This window comes from Nonomuraea sp. NPDC049028 (assembly GCF_043197735.1).
Taxonomy (GTDB): domain Bacteria; phylum Actinomycetota; class Actinomycetes; order Streptosporangiales; family Streptosporangiaceae; genus Nonomuraea.
The window spans coordinates 31,465-52,335 of record NZ_JBICTR010000021.1 but is presented as its reverse complement, the minus strand read 5'-3'; the positions used below and the strand labels follow the sequence as shown (position 1 = coordinate 52,335).

Here is a 20,871-nt window from a genome sequence, read left to right as displayed (position 1 = left end):
TACGGCCGTGAGCCCAATGACGGATCTGGTACGGCAAGCGGTCGTCTTCGAGCCCGGCGACCCACCCAGGCAGGGGCGGATGGCCTTCCTCGACCCGGACGGGGACGCCACGGTGACCGTGGTCGAGGAGCATGGCGGTGAGCTGCGGGTTCTGGAGGCCCGGGCCACTCGCGTCCCGGTCGCCGACGCCGTGGCCGGGCTGGCCAGAGCCAGGAGCGACGCGGGCGCCGATCCGGCGGCGCGCTTCTGGGGCGCGGTGGCGCTGGTCGCGCTGCAACTGGTCGCCAGGGGGCGGATCCTGCCGGGGGTTTCGGCGGGCGACTTCGACTCGTGGCGGGCGGGGCCGTTCGACGCGGCCGATGTCCAGCGGATCCGGGAGCTGGCCGACGCCATGCCCGCCGCCGCACGGTCCGTACCTCTAGAAGACCGGACCACCGAGAACGGCGGGCAGACCGTCCAAGGCGGCGGACATGGCGCGGGGGAAGCGACGCCGAGGGACGCGGAGTCGCGGCGACGCGACGGACGCGGCGCGGATGAGGTGCGGCTGAGGGACGCGGAGTCGCTGGTGCGGGCGTTCCTGGACGCGGTGGCCGACGCGATGCCGCGCTCCCCCGGCGCCGTCCGTGCCACCGGCACCTCGGCGTTCGCGGCCGTCAAACCGGTCAAAGTGCCCCGGCTGCGTGCCTGGGCCGACGAGGTGTCGGCGGGGCTGGACTCCGGTGTACGCCTGTCGCTGCGTCTGGAGGCCGACAGTCTGGAGCAGGCGGAGTTCCGGGCGGTGGTCCAGCTGCACAGCCTGGCCGATCCGTCCCTGGTGGTGGACGCCGCAGACCTGTGGGCGGGCACGGACCCGGGGTTCGGCCCCCGGGCCCGGATCGACGCCACGCTGGCCATCAGGCGGGCCGCCCGCGCCTGGGCCCGGCTGGAACGCCTGCTCGACAGCGCAGTCCCCGACGAGCTGACCCTGTCAGGCGAGGACGTGGAGGACCTGCTGGCCGGGGCCGCGGAACGCCTGGGCGCGGCCGGTGTCGAGGTCCACTGGCCGAGGGAGCTCGTACGCGGTCTGAGCGCCCGCGCCGTCGTCGGCGAGCGTGACAGTGCCCCGTCCGACCTGCCGTCCTTCCTCGGCGGCCATCACCTGACCAGCTTCGACTGGCAGCTCGCCCTGGGCGGCGAGCGGTTGACCGCGGCCGAGATGGACCGGCTCGCCGAGGCGCACCGGCCCGTCGTACGACTGCGCGACCAGTGGGTGCTCATCGAGCCGGACCTGGCCCGCAAGGCCCGGCAGCGCGATCTCAAGCCGCTGACCGGCCTCGACGCCCTCGGCGCCGCGCTGACCGGCACTGTGGAGGTCGATGGCGAGCAGGTGCCGATCGAGCCGAGCGCCTGGCTGCGGGAGCTGCGCGACCGGCTGTCGGAGCCCGAGGAGATCACCGTGCCCGCCGGTCTGGACGCGCGGCTGCGCGACTACCAGCTGCAGGGCCTGCGCTGGCTGGCCAGGATGACCTCGCTCGGGCTCGGCGCCTGCCTGGCCGACGACATGGGCCTGGGCAAGACGATCACCCTGATCGCCCTGCACCTGCACCGGGGCGGCGGTCCCACGCTGGTCGTCTGCCCCGCCTCGCTGCTGGGGAACTGGGAGCGGGAGATCTCCAGGTTCGCACCGGGCGTCCCTGTCCGCCGATTTCATGGAAATAGCCGGACATTGGTCGATGAGGGCTTCGTACTGACGACATATGGCACCATGCGGATGGATGCGGCGCGGCTCGCCGAGCACCCGTGGGGGCTGCTGGTGGCCGACGAGGCACAGCACGTCAAGAACCCCTCTTCCGGTACGGCCAAGGCGCTGCGCGAGATCCCGGCGGCCGCCCGCGTCGCGCTGACCGGCACCCCGGTGGAGAACAACCTCGCGGAGCTGTGGGCCATCCTCGACTGGACGACGCCGGGGCTGCTCGGCTCGCTGGGCAGGTTCCGCTCGCGCTGGGCCAAACCGGTCGAGTCCGGCGACACCGTGGCGGCCGAGCGGCTGGCCAGGCTCGTGGGGCCGTTCCTGCTGCGGCGCCGCAAGTCCGATCCCGGCATCGCGCCCGAGCTGCCGCCCAAGACCGAGACCGACCGCCCGGTGGCGCTGACCACCGAGCAGGCCGGACTGTACGAGGCGGTGGTCCGGGAGAGCATGCGGCAGATCGAGAGCGCCCAGGGCATGGCCAGGCGCGGCCTGATCGTCAAGCTGCTGACCGGGCTCAAGCAGATCTGCAACCACCCGGCCCATTACCTGCACGAGGCCGCGCCCAGGCTGACCGGCCGGTCCGGCAAGCTCGAACTGCTCGACGAACTCGTCGACACCATCGTCGCCGAGGACGGCGCGGTGCTGGTCTTCACCCAGTACGTGGCCATGGCGCGGCTGCTCGACCGGCACCTCACGGATCGGGGCGTCGCCACCCAGTTCCTGCACGGCGGCACCTCGGTGCCGAAGCGGGAGGAGATGGTGCGGCGCTTCCAGGAGGGGGCGGCGCCGGTGTTCCTGCTGTCGCTCAAGGCGGCCGGCACCGGCCTGAACCTCACCCGCGCCGACCACGTCATCCACTACGACCGCTGGTGGAACCCGGCCGTCGAAGACCAGGCCACCGACCGCGCCTACCGCATCGGCCAGGACAAACCCGTCCAGGTGCACCGGCTGATCGCGGAGGGCACGATCGAGGACCGCATCGCCGAAATGCTGGCGGCCAAGCGCTCGCTGGCCGACGCCGTACTGGCCGGAGGCGACGCCGCCTTCACCGAACTGACCGACGCGGAACTCGCCGCACTCGTGGAGCTACGATGAACGCCGTCCGAGGATTCCCCGCGTTCCCCGCGCAACGGGCCGGTGCCCGCTTCGCCACCTCCTGGTGGGGTGGGGCCTGGATCCAGGCCATGGAGGACACCTCCCTCGACCACACGCTCCTGCGCAAGGGCCGCACCTACGCCAAGAGTGGCCAGGTCGGCCCCATCACGGTCAGCCCGGGCCGCATCGCCGCCGTCACCGAGAGCGAGTACGACACCGTCGTCCACGTCGAACAGCTCGCCGCCCCCGACTGGGAGCGCTTCCTCGACCAGGTCGCCGCCAAGGCGGGGCACATCGCGGCGCTGCTCGACCGCGACATGCCGCACGACCTGGTAGAGGCCGCCGAGGACGCCGGAGTCCCGCTGCTGCCGACGGTCGGCGACCTCGAACCGGAGTGCACCTGCCCCGACTGGGGGCACCCGTGCAAGCACGCCGCCGCCCTGTGCTACCAGGCGTCGTGGCTGCTCGACGCCGATCCGTTCGTCCTGCTGCTCATGCGCGGCCGGGGCGAGCAGGAGCTGATCGAGGCGCTCCAGGGCCGCGACGTCCCCGCCCCGGCCGAGACCGGTACGTCCGCCGCGGTGGCGTTCAGCCTGGGCGTGCCGCCGTTGCCCGGTCCGCCGCCGCTCGACGTCGCGTACACGCCGCTCGGGCTGGAGCCCGCACCCGGGGTCGACGTGGCCGCCCTGGAGGTGCTCGCCGCCTCGGCCGCCGACCGGGCCCGCGAGCTGCTGCTCACCGGGCGGCCGGCCGTACTGACCGAATATCAGGACCGGGTACGCCTGGCCGCCGCCCACGACCTCGACCTCGGCCTGGAGGCGGCCGTACAGGCCTGGCGGTACGGCGGCGCCGACGGGCTGGAGGCGCTCGAAACGGCCTGGACCCCGCCCAGGAAGGACCTGGCCAGAGCCGGGGCACTCCTGCGGGCCGGCTGGGAGGGCGAGCGCCCGCCGGAGGTCGAGGCCTGGCGCAACCGCTGGACCATCGGCGCCCGGCAACTGCGTTACGGCCGCGACGGCCGCTGGTACCCCTTCACCGACCGCGACGGCCAGTGGTGGCCCGCCGGCCCGCCGGAACGCGACCCGTCGGCGCTGGTGAGCTAACCGGCCCGGGACGACTCGGCGCTGGGCGTCTGCTGGATCAGGATCGTGGTGGCGCGTTCGAGGAGCGCGCACAACGCGTCGCGCTCGGCCGGGGTGAAAGCCGCGCCGAGGGCACGCTCCAGCACGATGACCTCTCGGTACGCGCCGTCCAGCACGTGCCGCCCCTGTTCGGTGAGCGAGGCGATGAGGACCTTGGAATGTACGGGCGAGGCCTCGCGGACGATGAGTTCCTTGTTCTGGAGGCCGGTCAGGACGGAGGCCATGGTCTGCTGGGTGACGCCACAGGAGCGGGCGAGTTGCGCACCGGACATACCGTCCTCGCGCGACAGCGTCAGCAACACGGTGTACTGCGTCATGGTCAGGCCGTAGCCGCGCAGAACAGCCTCATGGTGGCCCATCAGAGCCTGCTCGGTGCGGCGGATGCGCGTACAGAGGTATTCCTCGGCGGGGACGTCGGTCATCAATCAACAGCTCCCTGTGTTGACTCAGGTACCTGATACTCATAAGGTCCTCGGTATCAGGATACTGAGTCAACACAGGGAGCTGTAACTATGAAGGCCGTGGTTTTCGACACCGACGACCGCTTCACCCTCGCCGACATCGACGAGCCCGTCCCGGCCGCGGGGCAGGTCGCGATCCGGGTGGAATACGCCGGAATCCAGTACGGTGACGTGCTCGTCCGCAGCGGCCACTTCCCGGTGCCGCGCCCCTTCGTGCCCGGCTTCGAGGCCGCCGGCCGCGTCGTCGCGGTCGGCGAAGGCGTGGACGCGGGCCGCGTCGGGCAGCGCGTGACCGCCCTGACCAGCGCCGGGGCATACGCCGAGGTCGTGGTGGCGCCAGATCTCCTCGCCTTCGACGCCGGCGGTGTGGACCCTCGGACGGCAGCCGGGTTCGGCTGGGTCACCCCGACCGCCTACGACCTGATCAACACGGTCGGCCGGGTACGTCCCGGTGACAGCGTGCTCGTCCACGCGGCGGCGGGAGGCGTCGGCACGCTCGCGGCCCAGTTCGCCAAGGCCGCCGGAGCCGCCCGCATCGTGGGAGTGGTCGGCGGCACCGCCCAGGCCGAATACGCCACGCGCTTCGGCTACGACCTGCTGCTCACACGCGAGGAGTTCCCCGGTGCCCTCGCCGACGAGCGGTTCGACGTGATCCTGGACCCCATCGGCGGGCCGACCCGCCTGGCCAACCTGGAGCGGCTCGCGCCGCACGGCCGCCTGGCGATCTATGGCAACATCGCCACCTTCGAACCTGTCGAGATCAACACCAACGACCTGCTCATGAGCGGAAAGTCAGCCCTGACCTACAACAGCAACCTCCTCAGCCAGACCCACCCGCAACGCTTGGCCGACAGCGCCACCAGGGCACTGCGGCTGCTGGCCGACCAGACGGTCCGCGTGGACGTCACCGCCGAGTATGAGATGGCCGACCTCGACACCGCCATCCAGCGGCTGGCCAACGGCGACACCCACGGCAAGAGCATCGTCCGCATCGCCTGACCATAAGCCGACCGGCTTCCATCGTGCCCCCGATCAAACAACCGGAGCGGGCCAGGGCCTCCACCGCGCGGGCACGGATGCTCAGGCAGGCGGGGCGTAGAAGGCGCTGGTGTTGTCCGCGGCGGCCTTCGCCTGGTCGGCGGGGGCGCCCGCCGCCTCGTGAGCCTCCCCCCACAACCGGCTGCACGTCTTGCTGTAAGTACGGCCCTCCTCGCTCCCCTGCCAGGCGATCGGATCGCCGATGGATCCGCCCGTCAGGTGGAGGGCCAGGCCGAGCAGCCCCTGGTCCCAGCCGACGCCCACGGCGCCCGGTCCGAACCGGTCCCACATCTCGGGCGGCATGGCAGCGGTGTGCCGGAGCTCGAACAGCGTGCGCTCGGCGCCGTCGGCCGACAGCCGTACCTCGACCTCGGAGAGCCCGGGGGCGTCGCCGAAGATCCAGGAGACCTTGAAGCGGTGCGGCGGCTCGCACTCCAGCACCTCTCCACCGGCGTTGCCTTCGAGCTGGTAGTGGCCGCCGAGCCGAAGGTCCCCCTTGACGGGCAGGAACCAGCGGCTGATGCGCTCCGCGGACGTGCAGGCGTCCCACAGGTCCTCGATGTCGGCGTCGTAGTGGCGGCGCAGCACGACGGTCTTGAGCTCGTCGCCGTCTTCCAGCTGCCGGTGGACGTATTCGATCTGCTTGATGATGTCGATCATGTGTGCTCGTTTCTCGATGATGGGCCGGGAGCGCGGCGTTCCCGCTTGCCCCGAGCCAGCTCGGTGGCCAGCGCGTCCAGCCGCTGCTCCCAGAACCCGCGAAAGCGTTCCAGCCAGAGGTCGACCTCCCGCAGCGGCCCGGGCTCGACGGCGTAGAGCCGCCGGGTGCCCTCGGCTCGCACGCTGGCGAACCCGTTGTCCCGCAGCACCCGCAGATGCTGTGAGACGGCCGGTTGGGAGATGCCGTGCTCGCTCTGGATGATCGCGGTGACCTCGCCGGAGCTCAGCTCGCCATCGGCCAGCAGCTCCAGGATCCGGCGCCGGACCGGGTCTCCGAGGACGTCAAATGCATGCACATGACGGAGTATTTCAAGCTGGACTTATATAAGTCAATCTTGATATTCAGGTTGGTCGCCGGGCGGATGGGACCGGAGGGGGATGACCCATCCGCCCGGCGGGTCTGAGTGTCACCGCGCCAGGTAGGCGCGGATGACCGTCACCGTCCCATGGAGGCGGGGATGACCGTCACCGTGTCGCGTACGCGCGGATGGCCTCCTGGGAGAAGGTGTTGCCGTCGACGTCGGCGGCCTTGAGCCGCAGCGAGACGAAGCTCCCAGGCCGTCGGTCCAGCGTGGCCTCGTAGGAGTCCGTGCCGCCCTTCGCGCGCAGGCGGGTCGCCCGCCACGTGGCGCCGTCGTCGTAGGACACCTCCAGGGACACTTCCTTCAGCGCGCTCCGCGCCGCCCCCTCCTGGCGATGGAAGGACACGCCGAGCTTGGCCGAGCGGGCCTGGTTCTTCAGGTCGACGGGCGCGTCGATCCCGGCCAGGATCAGCGGGATCACCGTGGCGACCCCCGCGTCCACGTGCTCCGAGCCGAACGTCCACACCGACCGGATACGCGTCGACAGCTTCGCCCAGGTGGCCTCGTTGCGCACGTCGTACTCGATCCGGTACGTGGACTTCTCCACCGGCAGGGGCACGCTGCCCGAAGGCAGGTAGTTGGTCTGCTGGAGCAGTGAGTCGCCCTGGTAGAGGCGGAAATCGGTTTTCATGCCGTGCTCGAACGTGCTGGTGTAGGTGTCGCCGTAGTTGCCGCTCGCGTCGACGAAGCCCTGCATGGAGATACGCAGTTTGTCGCCCTCCCTGCGCAGCGGATTGCGCGGGTTGACGCCCGGCAGCAGCGGCTGCTTGAACCAGCTGCGCTCCACCCGCTCCCCCGCTTCATAGCTGCGGAACTCCGGTGACGACAGAGCGACGCGTGGAGTGTCCACGTGCGGCCACATCGTGTTGTAGTGCCGCTCGGGACTGCCCGCCGAGGAGCTCCAGCGCAGGTCGGGGTCGGGAGTGAAGTACTGGACCTGGGTACGCGGCGTCTTGGCCAGTGGCCGGTTCGTGGAGATCGACGAGGTGTCCCACGGCTCGAACACGAACCGCGCCTCGTTCACCGTCACGTCGTCGGCGAGCTGGCTGTGATAGCCCGCCTCGGTCCTGGCCAGGGACCGGTCGCGCACCACGTACCGCAGCGAGTCCGGCACCCGGCCCTTCTCGCGCAGGTACAGGTCGTACACATAGGGGCTGGCCACGATCCCCTTGGCCAGGACGGGCACGGGCAGCCGCCGCAGCCGCTCGACCAGCTTCAGGCCCTCCTCCTGCGTCAGCCGGACGGTCGGGACCGTGAGCTTGACGCCGGTGCCGCCCGAGGTGATGTCCGCCCCCGGACGGTCGCTGTAGATCGCCACCATCCTGGCTCCCGCGGCCGCCGCCGCGTTGGACTGGGCCGAGACGGGCACGCCGTCGGTACGGCGGATGACCGCCAGCTTGCCGCGCAGGTCGCGGGCCTTGATCTCCTCGGGCGTGCCACGTCCGGCGTCGACCGCCGAGAGCAGAGCGGTGCCGTCCAGCTTCGGGTATTCCGTGGCGTAGTCGCTGAAGGAGACCGGGTCATAGTACTGGGGGTTCAGGTCGAGGCCCGGAGCCGTCAGGGTGAGCGCGGGTGCCTCCAGCCGCCAGCGGGTGGCGACGGTGAAGGTGCCCTTGGTGACCTTCCTGGTCGGCTGGATGAACAGCCGCTCCTCGACCTGCCCGCCGGGCGAGATGTTGGTGCCGCCGCGCAGCGCCGTTCCCTTCTCGCCGGCGCGGTACCAGGCGAGCTGCGCCGCGGCGCCCATGTTCCGCTTGGTCTTGTGGTCGGGGGTCCGGATCTCGACCTCGACGGCCTTGCGGGCGTCGAGCACGATCTCGGTGTCCCCGGTGATCTTCATCTCGGGATCGCCGACGAGGCTCTCGTTCAGCGGCTTGCCCGTCGCCGTGCTGTCCTGGGTGGCGGGCATGGTGAAGATGTGGCCGAGCACGGAGTAGGTGCCGGGCTTGACCAGCAGGCAGGTGCCGGTGCCGGACTTCTGCTCGGTGCACGGCTGGGCCGGGTCGCCGGGCAGGACGCGCCCGACCAGGGTGCCCTCGTCCAGGTTCAGTACCGTGAACCCGCCACGCGCGTTGCGGCCGTCCCTGGCCACCCCGCGTACCCGCAGCTCGACGAGCCGCTGCTCGACGCTCGCGGTCAGCAGGGTCCGTACGGTGGCCCCGCCGCGAACGCTCGCCGACAACTCCTCCCGCAACCGGCCGGAGGGCGCGCCCTTGAGTGTCACCTTCACCTCGGCCTGCCCGGCGGCGGGCACGGTCACCTCGCCGGGTTCGGCGGTGAACGGGCCGCCGGCCTTCAGGTCCAGCTCGACGGGCTCCTTGCCGAGGTTGCGGTACGTCATCGTGACGCTCTTGTCGGCGCCTTCCACGAGGCCGCCGAAGTTCACCGAGCCGGCCGACGCGACGACGGCGCCCTTCAGCGCCGCGCCGACGTCGATCCGGCCGGTGCCCCGCGCGTCGGCGGGCGTGCCCGGCATGGGCTTGGCGCTCTCCATCAGCAAGGACTTCAGCTCGGGCCCGGTGATGCCGGGCCGGGCCTGCCGCAGCAGCGCCGCGGCGCCCGCGACGTGCGGGGTGGCCATCGAGGTGCCCGACATCGTGACGTAGCCGCCGCCCGCCTTGGCGGCGGTGATCTCCACGCCCGGCGCGGTGACGTCGGGCTTGACCGAGCCGTCCACGGCGATCGGGCCCCTGCTGGAGAAGGTGGCCAGCTGGTCGGCGCGGTCGACCGCGCCGACGGTCAGCGCGTCGGCGGAGTCGCCGGGGGCTCCGACGCAGCCGTCGCAGCCGTCGTTGCCCGCCGCCACCACGAACAACGTGCCGTACTGCTGGGACAGCCGCGACACGGCCGAGGAGAGCGGCCCGCCCGCGACGCGGCTGCCCAGGCTCATGTTGACGACCTGTGCGTGCTTCTCCCCCGCCGCCCACTCCATGCCGTCGATGATCCAGGAGAGCTGGCCCTTGCCGTCGCCGCCCAGAACCCGGCCGTTCAGCAGCCCCGCCCCGGGCGCCACGCCCTTGCGGCGGCCGTCCGAGGCGGCGCCGGAGCCCGCGATGGTGCTCGCGACGTGGGTGCCGTGGCCGTTGGGGTCGCCGGTCGCGTTCTCGCCGGTGAAGTCGCGCTGGTCGGTCACCTTTCCGGCCAGGTCGGCATGGGTGGCGTCTATGCCGGTGTCGAGCACCGCCACGGTCGTGCCCGTGCCGTCGAACCCGGCCGCCCACGCCTCGGGCGCGCCGATCTGGGGCACGCTGTTCTCCAGCACCGGCTCCACCTTGCGGTCGAGCCAGATCTTCGACACCCCGGCCAACGGGCTCGCCGCGCGGGCTGCGGTTCCGGCGGCGAGCCCGGCCAGCGCGGCGCCGAAACGGGCCGCGTCATGGGTGGCGATCGACACCCCCGCGCCGCCGATGCTCTCCAGCGTGCGGAGCTGCTTGACGGCCGGGATGGCGGACTTGGTGGTGTTGCCCTCGTAGGTGAGGATGAGCGGGATCGCGGCGTCGTACCCGTCCTCGGCCAGCTCCGAGACGTCGAACAGCGCCGCGTCGAGACGCTGCGGGACCAGGGCGGCGACGTCGTCGGGGATGACGCTCAGTTGTCCGTCGGTCTCCAGCACCTGGAAGTTCGGTACGGAGCCGTCCGCGCGTGGGGCCGGAGTGATCGTCACCGCCTGGTGGCCGCCGTCGACGGCGCGCAGGTGCACCTGGTCGCCGGTGATGAGGGTGATCTCACCGCCGGCCGTACCCGCCGCGAGTCCTGGGGCCGCCACCTCGGCGCCGGCCTGGGCACCGGGCACCGACAGCGCGGAGACGGCCAGCACCGCCGCGACGGTGGCCACCGCCCTTCGCCCACGCAGCCCACGCAGCATTGACGACCTCCAGCGAATCGGTAAGAGAAGCTACCGAATTCCTAGTGGTCATGATCTAGCGTTGTCCATGCGAAAGGTGTGGCCAGATCCCGACTTGTCGTGAACTCGCCAGCCCTAAGGAGCGCTCACTCCCCGAACTCGGCGGCATGATCGGCAACCCACTCGGCGAAGGCGGGCCACCGCGCGCGGGGCTCGATCAGGGGGCGTGCGACGAGGCCGGTGGCGCCGGTTACTAAGATCATGAGATGTCCCATCGATGCTGAGCGGTTTTCGAGCCAAGAGCGGTGCCGGGCCCCGGAGTGTGACGCGCTCCCGAATTCTCGGCTGCGGAGCTGGGGTAATGTTCGGAGACTCGGTGCCCCAGAAGGAGACCTCTGCTCTTGTCCGAATCCCTGAAAGCCGATTGCGAGAGCTGCTTCGGTCTGTGCTGCGTGGCGCTGCCCTTCGCCGCCTCGGCCGACTTCGCGATCGACAAGGACGCCGGACGGCCGTGCCCCAACCTGGAGGCGGACTTCCGCTGCGGCATCCACCGCGATCTCAGGGAGCGCGGCTTCCCGGGCTGCACGGTCTATGACTGCTTCGGCGCGGGGCAGAAGGTCTCCCAGGTCACCTTCGCCGGGCAGGACTGGCGGCGGGCTCCGGAGACGGCGACGCGGATGTTCGCGGTGTTCCCGGTGGTGCGCCAGCTCCACGAGTTGCTGTGGTACCTGACCGAGGCGCTGACCCTCGACCCGGCCCGTGAGCTCCACGACGACCTCCGCGCAGCGCTCGACGAGACCGGGCGGCTCAGCCGCGCCGACGCCGACACCCTGCTGCTCGTGGACGTGCCCGCGCACCGGCAGAGCGTCAACACCCTGCTGCTGCGTACGAGTGAGCTGGTCCGGGGCGAGACCTCGCGCCGGAAGAACCGCAGGGGCGCCGACCTCATCGGGGCCAAGCTCAAGGGCGCCGATCTCCGAGGCGCCGATCTACGCGGGGCCTTCCTCATCGGCGCCGATCTGCGCGGCGCGGACCTGCGGCTGGCCGACCTGATCGGCGCCGACCTCCGAGGCGCCGAGCTGGCCGGCGCCGATCTCACGGGCAGCATCTTCCTCACCCAGCCGCAGCTCAACGCGGCCAGAGGCGACAGCGCCACCAAGCTGCCGTCCGCGCTCACGCGCCCGGCCCACTGGTCGGCCCCGGACCGGCCACGACGGGGTGCTCGGCCGCGCCGATGACGCGCCCCGGCGCCGCGTGCGGCGCTGACACCGGAGCGCCTGAAGAGCTGAAGGCGCAGGGCGGCAGGGGTTTCATGTTCGGTACGAGCCGCACCCACTCCTGCGGCTGGGGCACGGAGGCGATGTCGCAGGCGTGGCGCAGCGCCGCCCCCTCGTCCAGATCCCACCAGCGCACCGTGCCGAGCGCTCCGGTGACGGCCAGGCGGCCATGGCCGGAGGCGAAGCCCAACGCCCGGACGGAGCCCTGACGGGTGGACAGGGCGAACAGCTCGCGGCGCCCCTGGACCTGCCAGAGCCGCACCGTGCCGTCATCGGAGCCGATCGCCAGCACGGTGCCGTCCGCGCTGTAGGCGAGCGCCGTGATCGGCGCGGTGGCGACCATGAGGAGCCGTCGCGAGGCGGGATCGCCCAGTCGCCGCACGTATACGGACCGGTCCTCGCCTGTCGTCAGCGTCCCCGCGCCGGGGTCGAACGCGAGCGTGCCCACTGTCCCGCTCGCCGTCCACTTGTCCACTCTGCCGACTTGACCCGTGGTGATGTGCCACACCAGGATCTCGTTGCCATAGCCGCCCGCCACGAGGTCGCCTTCGGGATCGACGGCGACACCGTGCTGGTCTCCGGCTCCGGAGTCGAGCCGGTAGAGCTCGGCGCGGCGCCGGAGACTCCAGACGCGAATCCGTCCCCTGTCACCGCCGGCCACCAGCAGGTCTCCGTCCTTCCCGCCCCTGGCCAGCGCGCGGATGCGTGGGTAGGGCAGGGACAGCTGCTCGCACTGCCCGGTCGCGGCGGCGGGTCCGCCGTAGCGAACGACGCCGTCGGCGGCACCCGTCACCAGCCCCCAGGGGCCCCATGTCGCCGCGACCGTCTCCGGCTCGGGACAGCCGCGGATCTCCCAGCCCGCGGTGTCCCAGATGGCTCCGGTGGTGTCGGCGGCGGCGCTGACCAGCAGCGTCCCGCTGCGCGGGAAGGCGACCGCGTGCACGGGGGCACTGTGGCCGGTCAGCTCGGCGACCTGGCGGCTCGCCGCCACGTCCCACAGCAGGATCCGCTGGTCCTCACCCGCCGTGGCGAGCAGCTGGCCGTCACCGCGGAAGTCGAGATCCCACACGGCGCCGCGATGCCCGGTGAGCACGCCCGACGGGTGCCAGTCGGAGGTACGCCAGAGTCGTACGGCGCCATCGTCACCGGCGGCGGCCAGCCGCGTGCCGTCCGGGCTGAAGGCGACGTCGTGCAACGCGTGCGCGCCCGCTGAGAGAGCCGGCGGCGGCCCGCTCGCGCCGTCGGTGCGCCAGAGCCGCAGCTTCCCGTCGTGGCCGGCGGCGGCCAGCAGCGTGCCATCGGGGCTGAACGCGGCACCTTCGATCGCATCGGACCCCCACGGCGGAGCAGGCAGCGCCCGCAGGTCGCTCACCCGCCACAACACGACCCCGGTCCCGGCCACGGCCAAGATCGAGCCCTTCTGATCGAAGGAGAGACCGCCCATCGCCGCGCCGCCCGGCAGCTCGCGCGTCGCCAGCCTCTTACCGGTCCCGGCGTCCCACATCCGCAGCCGCCTGTCGTCGCCCGCCCCGGCGACCAGGCGCCCGTCCGGGCTGACGGCGATGGCGGTGAGGCGGGCGGAGAGGTCTTCCAGCGTATGGGTCACGGTCCGGCGGCGGGCGTCCCACAGCAGGGCGCGGCCGCCGTGGTCGACGGTGGCGAGCGTCGAGCCGTCGGCGCTGAAGGACGCTCCCCACAGCGCCGCCCCGTGCCCGGCCAGGCGCCCGGCGAACCCTCCTGCCTGCGTGCTCATCAGCGCGCTAAGCGACTGCGGGGTGCGGTCCTGTTCGACGGCCGCCGAGGCGAGCAGCGCCGACACCTCCGGCCGGTGGCCGGCCAGCCGGGCCGCCTCGACCGACAGCCGCCCGGCCAGGGAGCTCCGTTCCTGCCGGTGCGCCTCCGCCGCCTGCCTGACCGCCACCCCCGTGCCGACCGCGGTCAGCGCCAGCGTGATTCCGAGGCAGCGGACCAGGCGGCGTAGCCGGCGGTTACGCCGCACCGTCTCCACTTGCTCGGCCTCACCGCATTGCCGGCTGGCGCTCAGGAAGGCGCACTCGGCGGGGGTGAGGTTGACAGCGAGTGCCGCGTCGGCCCATTCGCGCAGCATGGTCAGCTGGGGACCGCGCAGCAGCAGGCCGTCGTCGCGGCCCGCGCGTTCCCACGCCTCGGCGGCGTCGGCGAGCTGCCGCCGGATCCGCAGCCCCGCCCGGTCGGCGTCGATCCAGCCTTTCAGCCGGGGCCAGGCGTCGAACAGGACCTCATGGCTGATTTCCACCCATGCGGCGTTGGCCGTCAGCAGCCGGGCCCGGATGAACGCCTCCAGGACGGCCTCGTCCCCGTCGTCGGTCAGTGCCTGGCGGGCGAGCCGGCGGCGGGTGTCGGCCGTCCCGTCGCCGACCTGGATCAGGCGCAGCAGCATGTGCCGGGCCACCTGCTGCTGCGCCGGGTCGAGCTCCGCGTACGCCTGCTCGGCCGTGACCTCGATCGCCCCCCGGATGCCGCCCGTACGCTCGTAACCCGCGACGGTGAGCAGATTGCCGGTCCGCTTCTGCCAGGTCGCCCGCAGCGCATGGGACAACAGGGGCAGCGCCCCGGCATCGCAGGCGCCGCTGGTCCGGGCGCCCACGTCGCGCAGCAGCAGCTCGACCAGGCCGGCTTCGATGTCCAGCTGCGCCACGGCGGCCGGCTCGCTGATCGCCTGGCGCAGCTGCCCGGCCGCCATCGGGCCGAGCGGCAGGCAACGCGCCCGCAGCGCCGCCAGCAGCGGCGGGTGGGCCACGCACTGGCCGTAGAAATCGGCGCGTACGCCCAGGGCCACCGCGAGGCCCGCGGCCGCCCGGTGGCACAGCTCGGCGATGAACGCCTGCCGGGCGGCCTCGTCGCCGCACAGCGTGAACAGCTCCTCGAACTGGTCGACGATCACCAGCGTGCGGGAGTCGACGCCGCCCAGCTCGCGCATCGGCTGGGCGGTCGGCGTCAGGTACGCCACACTCGGCCGGCCCGGCCGGCGACCGGGGAGCGCGCCCCGCAGCACGGCCGGGGCCAGACCGGCGCGCAGCAGCGAGGACTTGCCCACTCCCGACGGGCCGATCACGATCGCCGGATGACCCGCCGTATCGGGGTCGGCGAGCAGGGCCACCAGATCGGCCACGGCCCGCTCGCGGCCGAAGAACAAGCGCGCGTCCCCGGTGCGGAAGGACGTCAGCCCCGGATAGGGGCAGCCGGCCGCGGGCCGGGACCGCGAACGGCCCGTCTCGACCCGCCGCCGCGGCTCGGCTCCGAACTCGGCCTCACGAGAATCCGCTGCGTTCGCCACACGGGAAATCTACCGTCACCCAACGTGATGGGACATGGACTCTTCGTATATCAGGAGATGCTGGTGGCCCTCATGGTCGGGGTGACCCGTAGGTGCCGTCGTTCGGCCAGCTCCTCCGCGCTGACCATGGTCAGAATCGGGGTGCCCGGCAGCGCGAACATGGTCACCACCATCTGCGACCGCGCGTCCGGAAGGTTGTTGGCGCCCTGGAGGTGGATCACGTCGCCACCGGGCTCGAACAGGGCGTCACCGGCCTTCAGCGCCCGGGGCGGCTGCCCCTCCAACTCGAAGAGGATCTCGCCCTCGGTCACGTAGCCGAAGATCGGCCCGGGGTGTCGGTGCGGCGGCGCGCCGGGGTCGCCGGGCGGCAGGGTGATCCGGACGGTCCTGGCCTCGGCGCCGGCCGGGATCCGGGCCGCCGCCTCCGGCAGGGTCGCGATCACCTCAACGCCTGGGGGCAGGTGTGCGCTCATGTGTTCCTCCATCCAAACGGGGATTGTCCGGAGTGAGGACAAGACGGCCGCCCCATTTGTGACAGCCCTATGGGGCGGTTGTGCTGTGTTCAGACGGTCGGCTCCAGGTACCGGCTCAGCACCTCGGCCTCCGCGCGGAGCCGCTCGGCGTGGTCGTCGTGGCCCAGCCGCTCGTACTCCCGCGCGGCGACCGAGCGCTCCCGCACTTCCTTCTCGACGATCGACAGCAGATCGGCCTCGGTGAGGAGACGACGTTCCACGTCGGCGGCGCCCAGGCCGGCGGTCGATCCTGCGAAGTGCTCGTTGTACTGCGGGCCGCCGGGCGACGGGGAGTCGACTGGGACGGCTTCGGCGTTCTCGATCGCCGCCAGAGCGGAGCGGAGTGCGGTGATCGCGACGCGGTCGCGGGCCTTGAGGGCGGTTTTCAGGTCGTCGCGCAGGTTGGCGCGCATGTGCCGAACTCCTGATCCGGGGTGAGGGTAACAATACGGCGGTACGATAGCGGGGTGCCGCGGGTTGCCGATCACGACCAGCGTCGTGTCCAGATCGCACGGGCATTCCAGCGCTTGCTCGCCGCGGAGGGGTTGGCCGGCGTCTCGTTCTCGCGCGTGGCGGCGGAGGCCGGGGTTTCGGTCGGGCTCATCCAGCACTACTTCGCCGGCAAGGACGAGCTGCTCCGCTTCGCCTACGACGACGCCGTGCGTCGCATGAGCGAGCGGGTGGGGGCGCGTGTCCGTGAGGGTTCGGACGCCGGTCTCCAGGTCGCGCGGGTGTTGCTCGACAGTCTTGTCGAGCTGTTGCCGCTGGACGAGGAGCGGGAGATCGAGTATCGCGTCCGGCAGTGCCTTTCGGCTCAGGCGCCATATCACCCCGGTCTCGCCGAGGTTGCCCGGCGGGCGGGCGGTGACCTGCTCGGATACGTCACGATGGCGGTCGAGGACGGCAGGAAGCGTGGTGAGGTCGATTCCGGCGTGGACGCCGTGCTCGCCGCCCGCATGATCCTCGCGACCTTGCAGGGCCTGGCCGATCAGGTCGCGCTCTCGGGTGCGGACGCGTTCTCGGCGCGCGACGTGTTGCGCCTGGTCGTCGCCACGGTGTTCGCCGGGCGTCACGATCGCTCACTCGCCTGACTGCGGCACTTTTCCCTCGCAATATGGTCATACTATTATCGTAGCAATATGAACATATTGCTACGGAAGCCCGGTGGGCCTGCGCCACTTGACCGAGAACCCGCCACGCGCACACTGACCACGGAGTTCGCACCATGACCCAGCACGTGACCGTACGGCTGAGCAGCGGTGCCGTCCGTGGCCGCCGGCTTGACGGCCATCTCTCGTTCCAGGGGATCCCTTATGCCGCGGCTCCGATCGGAGACCGGCGATGGCGGCCGCCCGTGCCGGTCGAGCCGTGGACCGGGATCCGGGACGCGACCGTGCCCGGAAACCCGGCGCCGCAGCTGGCTCAGTCGTTCGCGGACGTCACCTCCGTGGACGAGGACTGTCTGACGCTCGACATCACCGTGCCGGAGGCCGCCCAGGGCACCGGGCGCCCGGTGCTGGTATGGCTGCACGGCGGCGGCGGGACGAACGGCAGTGCCGCTGCCTACGATGCTCAGCGGCTGGCCGTCGCCGGCGACGTCGTCGTCGTGGCACCGAACTTCCGGCTCGGCGTGTTCGGGTGCTTCGGCCACCCGGGTCTCGCCGACGGCGGCACCTTCGGTCTGCGGGATCAACAGGCGGTACTTCGCTGGGTGCGGCGGGAGATCGCGCGGTTCGGCGGCGACCCGGCGAATGTGACCCTGGCCGGAGAGTCGTACGGGGCCCTCATGATCGCCGCGCACCTCGTGTCACCCGCGTCGGCGGGGTTGTTCCACCGAGCGATCCTGCAGAGCGCGTTCTCGGTACTGGGCACGACGCCGACGCACACCTTCATTCCCGGTGTTCCGGAGCTCCCACCGAGATGGGCCCCAGTGGCCGAGCTGGAGCAGTTCGGCGCCGCGGTCGCGGCCGAGCGCGGCTGGGTCACGCCGGGCGTCGATCCCGAGTCGGCGCTCGCGCAGCTCCGGCGGGTCCCGGCGACAGATCTGCTCCAGGCGTCGGACTCCTTCATCCGGCCCGCTTTCGGCGGGATCACCCTGCCTGAGTCGCCCTCGACGGCGATACCCGCCGGACGCTTTCACCGGATACCGCTGATGCTGGGCGCCATGCGCGACGAGGCGCGTTTCTTCGTCGGGCTCTTCGCCGACCTCGTCGGCAACCCGGTCACAGCCGAGAGCTACCCGCGACTGGTGGCCGAGGCGTTCGGTGACTCGGCCGATCAGGTCGCCGCCCGCTACCCTCTCGACGGCTTCCCGACACCGAGCCTCGCCTGGGCCCAGATCGCCACGGACCGGGCCTGGGCGCGACCGGCCTGGGAGCTGGGCCGCGCCTTCGCCGCGCACACCGCCACCTGGTTCTACGAGTTCGCCGATCGGGCCGCCCCATCGCTCGTACCTCTCCCGGGGTTCCCGGCCGGCGCCCAGCATTCGAGCGCTCTCGCGTACCAATTCGACTTTCCCGGCGGCGGTACGTCGCTGTCGGCGGCACAACGTGAGTTCGCCGACCGGATGAACCAGTACTGGACGACCTTCGCCCGCCACGGTGATCCCGCCCGCGCGGACCTGCCGGACTGGCCCGACGTCAGCACCGGTTACGTTCAATCCCTGGCACCCGAACGGATCGGTGGTACGGACTACGTGGCCGAGCACGGCCTCGACTTCTGGGGACGAATGCCCTGAACCTCCCCTTCGTCCACGCAGTGACCTGGGAAAGGACGGTCGATGGAGACCACCGCGGAGGGGTTGCCGGCCGCGGCCCAGGCCGGGGATCAGAGTGCCTTCGGCCGGCTGGTGGGGCCGTTGCGGGGCGAACTGCACGCGCACTGCTACCGGATGCTCGGCTCCGTTCACGACGCCGACGACGCCGTGCAGGAGACGCTGGATCGTGCCTGGCGCAACCTGGCGAGGTTCGAGGACCGAGGGGGCATCCGGCCGTGGCTGTACAAAATCGCTACCAATCGGGCCTTAACCCTCATCGAGCTTCGGCTACGCCGCCCGTGATGCCGCCGACCTGCTGTCGACCACCGTTCCGGCGGTCAACAGCGCGCTCCAGCGGGCCAGGAAGGCCCTGGCCGGCCTCCTCCCCGAGGCCACCCGGCCGAGCGAGGCGGAGCAGCGGCAGGTGGCGCTCCGGTACGCGGCCGCCTGGGAGAGCGGTGATGTCGAGGCCATCGTGGCGATGCTGACCGAGGACGCGAAGTACTCGATGCCGCCGCTGACCGCCTGGTACGCGGGCCACGAAGCCATCCGGGCCTTCCTGCTCGAGGGGCCGCTCAAGCGGCGGTGGCGGTTGCTGCCCGCGCGGGCGAACGGGCAGCTCGCCTTCGGCACGTACATGTGGGAAGAGCACAGAGCCGCCTACGTTCCGGCCGGCCTGGATCTGCTCGTCCTACGCGGCTCGCTGGTCGCGCAGGTGGTCTCGTTCCTGGATGCCGATTTCGCCATGTTCGGGCTCGAGCCGATGATTTTCGCCGATGGCTCGGGTTGTAGTCCTGACGGATACATCTGAACCCGAAGGGCAGCCTCCATGTCGATCAACGAAGAGCGGATTCGCGGCCTGATCGAGGCCTGGGCCGAGGCCGTGCACCGTGGTGAGCTGGCGGCCGTTGTCGCCGACCACGCCGAGGACATCGTGATGTTCGACGTGCCCGGGGAGGTTCGCGGCATCGAGACGTACCGGAAGGCGTGGCCGCCGTTCTTCGAGTGGCAGGCGCAAGGAGCGCTGTTCGAGATCGAGACGCTGGAGGTCACCGCCGGTGACGACGTCGCCTTCGCCCACGCCCTGCTTCGCTGCGGCATGCCCGAGGACGTGGCGCGGCACCGGCTGCGGCTGACGCTCGGCCTGCGCAAGAAGGACGGGCGATGGGTCGTGGCGCACGAGCACCACTCGTTCCCCCTCGCCGACCACAGTGCGGGCGGACAGGAGGGCTGAGGCCTCTCCGGGTAAGGCTCAGCGGAGCTCGCCGGTGATGATCCACAGGTGGCCGAATGGGTCACGGACGCGGCCCGAGCGCTTGCCGTAGGGCCGGTTCTCGATCGGCACGAGCACCTCGGCGCCGTGGGCGACCATGCGTTCGCCGGCCGCGTCCGGGTCCCCGACCTCGATCTCCAGGAGTACCGCGGAGCCGCCGAGATCGCTTGGTGAGAGCCAGCCCCACGAGGTGACGGCCGGCGAGACACGGAAGGACGAACCACCGATGCGGTGGTCGACGACGGCGGGCCGTCCGTCGTCGCCCTGCGGAGCACGGAACACTTGCTCGGCGCCCAGGGCGTCCTGGTAGAACGCCGACGCGCGGTCCGGGTCGGGCACGATGAGACGAGGGGTGATGCGGATATCTGGCGTCATGTGCCCATGGTGCGGTCGGGCGGGCGTAGGGGTCTTGAACATACGGGAAGGAACGCGCCCGCATCGGTCGTCACCTGGACGCGCGCTCCTGGCCCGGCAGCCGGTTCGACGCGCGCTCCTCGCCCGGTGGCCGGTCGCGGGCGGGCGAATCCCGTACGGCCAGGCTTTCGGCCCGCAGCCACTCGGTGGGCGTGCACCCGGCCATGGCCCGCCACTCCCGGGTGAAGTGCGCCTGATCGGCGAATCCCGACGCGGCGGCCACCGCCGCCAGGCCGTCCCCTCCCCCACCGGCGGCGGCCACGAGCCGGCTCCGGGCGGCCTCGAAGCGGACGAGCCGTTGGTACTCCTTCGGCGTCACCCCGAACTCGGTGCGAACCGTGCTGCTCAGCTGCCGCCGGGAGCACCCGAGCAGCCGAGCCGCCTCCTGTACCCGGGTGGTCCCGGACAGGACCGCGAGAGTGGCCCGCAGCTCGCGACTGTTGGCGCGTTCGCCGTGCCGGGCCAGGCCGGTGAGCAGCGAGCGTTCGACGAGGGCGCGACGTTGCGGCCAGGACCGGCAGGTCGCCAAGCGCTCCGGCAGGTCCGCCATCGCCGGGACGACGTCGGCGAGATCGGCGATGTCCCCGGCCACCGCCGACGAGGGAAGTCCCAGCAGCGCGCCGGCACCCAGCGGGCTGAGCGTCAGCCACACGCCGCGCGTGCACCCCTCTTGCCGCAGCTCGGCCGCGCTCAGATGGAGTCCGGCCACCACGGCCCGGAGCCGTCTGCGTGAACCGGGCCGCCCGACCCAGGCGATCTCCAGCGGGTCCTCCTCGGGGATCGTGATCGACACCGTGGACGAGGGAAGCCCGCGATGAACGCCGCCCGAACCCGGCCCGAGATCGTACGCGGCCAGTGTCGCCACGAACGGCGCCAAGGCGGTGGAGATCTGATCGGCAGGAACGGTCACCTTGTCACACTACGGCGGACAAG

Annotated in this window: 18 protein-coding genes; 9 read left to right on the top strand and 9 right to left on the bottom strand. The window is 71.8% G+C overall.

What is annotated here, in order from left to right:
• Nucleotides 1-16: 16 nt before the first annotated feature.
• Both ACGFJ2_RS54865 and ACGFJ2_RS54860 read left to right on the top strand, forming a co-directional pair.
• Entirely contained in the window at nt 17-2,824 is a 2,808-nt protein-coding gene (locus tag ACGFJ2_RS54865) for an SNF2-related protein (protein WP_393482829.1), read from the top strand.
• Complete coding sequence (locus tag ACGFJ2_RS54860; RefSeq protein WP_393482650.1) at nt 2,821-3,927, top strand: SWIM zinc finger family protein; 1,107 nt, start codon at nt 2,821-2,823, stop codon at nt 3,925-3,927. The genes ACGFJ2_RS54865 and ACGFJ2_RS54860 overlap by 4 nt, the downstream gene beginning before the upstream one ends.
• Here ACGFJ2_RS54860 and ACGFJ2_RS54855 read toward each other — a convergent pair.
• A complete protein-coding gene (locus tag ACGFJ2_RS54855; protein ID WP_393482647.1) occupies nt 3,924-4,388 on the bottom strand; it encodes a MarR family winged helix-turn-helix transcriptional regulator in 465 nt (154 codons plus the stop codon). The genes ACGFJ2_RS54860 and ACGFJ2_RS54855 overlap by 4 nt on opposite strands.
• 90 nt (nt 4,389-4,478) lie before the next feature.
• Here ACGFJ2_RS54855 and ACGFJ2_RS54850 point away from each other — a divergent pair, with 90 nt between their 5' ends.
• On the top strand, nt 4,479-5,426 hold the full coding sequence (locus ACGFJ2_RS54850) for a zinc-binding alcohol dehydrogenase family protein (protein ID WP_393482644.1): 948 nt from the start codon (nt 4,479-4,481) through the stop codon (nt 5,424-5,426).
• An 81-nt stretch (nt 5,427-5,507) separates the two neighbouring features.
• Here the strand turns inward: ACGFJ2_RS54850 and ACGFJ2_RS54845 are convergent, their stop codons facing one another.
• From ACGFJ2_RS54845 to ACGFJ2_RS54835, 3 genes are all read right to left on the bottom strand, one after another.
• Nucleotides 5,508-6,125, bottom strand: a complete 618-nt coding sequence (locus ACGFJ2_RS54845; RefSeq protein ID WP_357956991.1) for an SRPBCC family protein — start codon at nt 6,123-6,125, stop codon at nt 5,508-5,510.
• Nucleotides 6,122-6,481, bottom strand: a complete 360-nt coding sequence (locus ACGFJ2_RS54840) for an ArsR/SmtB family transcription factor (protein WP_393482641.1) — start codon at nt 6,479-6,481, stop codon at nt 6,122-6,124. The genes ACGFJ2_RS54845 and ACGFJ2_RS54840 overlap by 4 nt, the downstream gene beginning before the upstream one ends.
• 169 nt (nt 6,482-6,650) lie before the next feature.
• Complete coding sequence (locus ACGFJ2_RS54835; protein WP_393482638.1) at nt 6,651-10,412, bottom strand: S8 family serine peptidase; 3,762 nt, start codon at nt 10,410-10,412, stop codon at nt 6,651-6,653.
• A gap of 380 nt (nt 10,413-10,792) precedes the next feature.
• Between ACGFJ2_RS54835 and ACGFJ2_RS54830 the strand changes: the two genes are divergently transcribed.
• Entirely contained in the window at nt 10,793-11,629 is an 837-nt protein-coding gene (locus tag ACGFJ2_RS54830; RefSeq protein ID WP_393482636.1) for a pentapeptide repeat-containing protein, read from the top strand.
• On the opposite strand, the gene ACGFJ2_RS54825 is transcribed toward ACGFJ2_RS54830, so the two are convergent.
• From ACGFJ2_RS54825 to ACGFJ2_RS54815, 3 genes are all read right to left on the bottom strand, one after another.
• Complete coding sequence (locus ACGFJ2_RS54825; RefSeq protein WP_393482633.1) at nt 11,565-14,984, bottom strand: hypothetical protein; 3,420 nt, start codon at nt 14,982-14,984, stop codon at nt 11,565-11,567. The two genes, ACGFJ2_RS54830 and ACGFJ2_RS54825, sit on opposite strands and share 65 nt — an antisense overlap.
• Nucleotides 14,985-15,034: 50 nt before the next feature.
• The gene (locus ACGFJ2_RS54820; protein ID WP_393482630.1) at nt 15,035-15,457 is read right to left on the bottom strand and encodes a cupin domain-containing protein; all 423 of its coding nucleotides are present in this window, start codon (nt 15,455-15,457) and stop codon (nt 15,035-15,037) included.
• Nucleotides 15,458-15,546: 89 nt separating this feature from the next.
• Nucleotides 15,547-15,909 (bottom strand): GatB/YqeY domain-containing protein, encoded by a 363-nt coding sequence (locus ACGFJ2_RS54815; RefSeq protein ID WP_357957002.1) that lies wholly within the window; start codon nt 15,907-15,909, stop codon nt 15,547-15,549.
• Between the two features lie 54 nt (nt 15,910-15,963).
• On the opposite strand from ACGFJ2_RS54815, the gene ACGFJ2_RS54810 reads away from it, so the two are divergent.
• The 5 genes from ACGFJ2_RS54810 to ACGFJ2_RS54790 all read left to right on the top strand — a co-directional run bounded on the left by ACGFJ2_RS54810 (nt 15,964) and on the right by ACGFJ2_RS54790 (nt 19,485).
• Nucleotides 15,964-16,587 carry a TetR/AcrR family transcriptional regulator gene (locus ACGFJ2_RS54810; protein WP_357957004.1) on the top strand — a complete coding sequence of 208 codons (624 nt, stop codon included), beginning with the start codon at nt 15,964-15,966 and terminating at the stop codon, nt 16,585-16,587.
• A 134-nt stretch (nt 16,588-16,721) separates the two neighbouring features.
• A complete protein-coding gene (locus ACGFJ2_RS54805; RefSeq protein WP_393482626.1) occupies nt 16,722-18,233 on the top strand; it encodes a carboxylesterase/lipase family protein in 1,512 nt (503 codons plus the stop codon).
• 42 nt (nt 18,234-18,275) lie between these two features.
• Nucleotides 18,276-18,554, top strand: a complete 279-nt coding sequence (locus ACGFJ2_RS54800) for a sigma factor (protein WP_393482623.1) — start codon at nt 18,276-18,278, stop codon at nt 18,552-18,554.
• 121 nt (nt 18,555-18,675) lie between these two features.
• A complete protein-coding gene (locus ACGFJ2_RS54795) occupies nt 18,676-19,062 on the top strand; it encodes a nuclear transport factor 2 family protein (protein WP_393482620.1) in 387 nt (128 codons plus the stop codon).
• Between the two features lie 18 nt (nt 19,063-19,080).
• Nucleotides 19,081-19,485 carry a YybH family protein gene (locus tag ACGFJ2_RS54790; protein WP_393482617.1) on the top strand — a complete coding sequence of 135 codons (405 nt, stop codon included), beginning with the start codon at nt 19,081-19,083 and terminating at the stop codon, nt 19,483-19,485.
• Nucleotides 19,486-19,503: 18 nt separating this feature from the next.
• Here the strand turns inward: ACGFJ2_RS54790 and ACGFJ2_RS54785 are convergent, their stop codons facing one another.
• Both ACGFJ2_RS54785 and ACGFJ2_RS54780 read right to left on the bottom strand, forming a co-directional pair.
• On the bottom strand, nt 19,504-19,899 hold the full coding sequence (locus tag ACGFJ2_RS54785) for a VOC family protein (protein ID WP_393482614.1): 396 nt from the start codon (nt 19,897-19,899) through the stop codon (nt 19,504-19,506).
• Nucleotides 19,900-19,969: 70 nt separating this feature from the next.
• On the bottom strand, nt 19,970-20,848 hold the full coding sequence (locus tag ACGFJ2_RS54780; RefSeq protein WP_393482611.1) for a helix-turn-helix domain-containing protein: 879 nt from the start codon (nt 20,846-20,848) through the stop codon (nt 19,970-19,972).
• Nucleotides 20,849-20,871: the final 23 nt, after the last annotated feature.